Source organism: Myxacorys chilensis (assembly GCF_059505265.1).
On sequence record NZ_JCACKG010000296.1, the window covers coordinates 1 to 2298 of the forward strand.

The following is a 2298-nucleotide window of genomic DNA, read 5'->3' on the forward strand; positions in this document are numbered from 1 at the left end:
GCTCCGGTGGAGAGCTGGACCCCCTCGGGACGGGGGGAGAGCACGTAGCCCCCGGCGACATCGTAAACCGGGCGACGGAGACGCTCGCCGCCCTCCAAGGCATAGCGCCGGAGGTAGCCGCGTTCGACGACCAACGGGAGGTGGGCGAAAGGCCGGAGGAGTCGGTTCGTCCAAGCGCCACAGGCCAGGACGACATGGTCGAAGGGTCCTTCCGGACCCGGTTCCGTGGTGAGCCGCCACCCCTCTGACGATCGGGAGAGATGGGCGACCCAGCGCTCCGCAACCTGACCTCCGCCGTCGCGATACTGCGTGAGGTAGGCACGCAGGACGAGGCGTGGATCGCCCGCCGCTGCGCTGTCGGGGAAGAGGATTGCCCCTGCGAAGCGGGGCCGAAGCGCTGGCTCTATCTCCCGCAGCCGTGCCGCATCGAGGGTCTCGTGGCGCACGCCGAAGCGGTCGTAGAAGGCGCAGGCCTTGCCTGCTGCCGCAAGCGCCTCGGCGCTGCGGTGGAGGAAGAGCCACCCATCCTGCCGGAGGAGGTCGCCCGCGCCGACGCGGGACAAGAGTTCCTGGTGACGGGCGCGGGATCGCGAGATCAGGGCGTGGAGGGCCGCCGTGGCGCGGAGCGACGGGCCAGGACGACTCGCCAGCAAAAAGCGCAGGCCCCAGGGCAGGAGATCGCGGGCGACCCGCCAGTCGATCCGGGCGCCCGGAACGCGATGGGCGAGAATTGCAGGTAGCCGCCGGTAGATGGAGGGGTTGGCCAGAGACTGGATCGAGGAAGTGGCGAGGACCCCGGCGTTCCAGACCGAGGTCTCGCGCCCAGGCACCGAGCGGTCAAAGAGCACCGTCTCCACCCCGGCCTGCCGGAGGTGAAGCGCGGCGGAGAGACCCACGATCCCCGCGCCGATCACGGCAACCCGGGTCATGCCAGGGACAATCCCCCGTCCACATGGAGGACTTGACCGGTGATCTGCCCCGCGTCGCGCGACAGGAGAAAGGCAATGGCTGCGGCGATGTCCTCCGGCGAGCAAAGGCGGCCCGTTGGGATCAGGGCGCGGGTGCGTTCCATGGCCTCGGGACTCGTGGCCGCGTGGCCTGTCGGGTCCTTTCGGGTGAAGCCGGGGGCGACGCAGTTGACGGTCACGCCCTTGGACGCGAGTTGGGCGGCGAGCGAGCGCGACAGCGCCTCGAGCGCCGCCTTGGCCGCGCCCGAGGCCGGGAAGTGGAGCCCGCCCGTTCCGAAGCGGTGGGCGACGAAGGAGCTCACGACCACGACCCGCCCCCAGCCGGATGCGAGGAGGTCCGGCAGGGCAGCCTCCGCTAGCCGCACGAAGGCCACGGGCATCGCATCGAGGCTCTGCTCGAGATCGGAGATCGGCAGGCTGCCGAAGTGGCCTTTTCGGGCGAAGCCCGCATTGCTGACGATCTGGTCGAGCGCTCCGAAGGTGGTCCGGCACACGGAGACGAGGCGGTCGGCCGCCTCGGGCTCGGCGAGGTCGGCCACCGCCGTCTCCACCTCGGCCCCGGCGGCCCGCGCCTCGGCCGCGATGGCTTCGAGGCCGCGAACGTTCGACCGGGTGTGGAGGACGAGCGCGGTGCCCGGGCCGGCGAGGCGCCGGGCCGTGGCGGCACCGATGCCGCTGCCTGCGCCGGTGACGAGGATCACGCGCTCCCTCATCCCAGGGCCCGCCCGATAAGGATCAGGCCCGAGATCGTGGACACGCCCAGCACGACCGCCCGCAGGTAACCGCCGTCCACGAGACGCCGTCCCCAGCCAGACAGGAAGAAGCCCAGGGCCGCGACCGGCAGCATGGCCGCCGCGAGGAGGAGATCGCCCCAGCCGATCCGACCGGCCCAGCCCAGCGCGGCGACCGAGATGCCCGCGCCGGCCACGAAGAAGGCGTTGAGCGTGGCCCGCATCGAGGGGCCCTTGGCATGCTGGTAGACCATGGCCATGGGCGGTGCCCCGATCGAGGTCAGAGTTCCCATGAAGCCCGAGAGGCTGCCCGCAAGGAAGAGGTTGCGCGGACTCGGCCCCACCCGAAGACCCAGGAGCGAGAGCAGGACGGCGAGCAGGACCAGCGCGCCGAAGAGCCTGTCGAAGCTCGCGGGGCTCAGGAGCCCCAGGCAGGCCACGGCCGCGACCGAGGCGATGACCCGACCGGCGAGCGCATAGCCGAGGCCGCTCGCATCCACCGACCGACGCTCGCGCAGCGCGCCGCCCAGGCTGATGACGAGTGCCGTCATGAGCATGGGAGCCGGCACGAACGCCGGGTCGAGAACAGCAAGCACGGG

The 2298-nt window shown here is 71.6% G+C and carries 3 protein-coding genes; all 3 read right to left on the bottom strand.

Annotated features, from left to right (window positions below; genetic code table 11):
• The coding region (locus AC5JLB_RS29650) for an NAD(P)/FAD-dependent oxidoreductase (RefSeq protein ID WP_495877412.1) at window positions 1–929 on the bottom strand (929 nt) is incomplete at its 3' end.
• Complete coding sequence (locus AC5JLB_RS29655) at window positions 926–1681, bottom strand: SDR family NAD(P)-dependent oxidoreductase (protein WP_495877413.1); 756 nt, start codon at window positions 1679–1681, stop codon at window positions 926–928. The genes AC5JLB_RS29650 and AC5JLB_RS29655, both read right to left, overlap by 4 nt.
• Window positions 1678–2298 (bottom strand): TSUP family transporter (locus AC5JLB_RS29660; protein ID WP_495877414.1); only part of this gene is annotated, 621 nt, incomplete at its 5' end. The genes AC5JLB_RS29655 and AC5JLB_RS29660, both read right to left, overlap by 4 nt.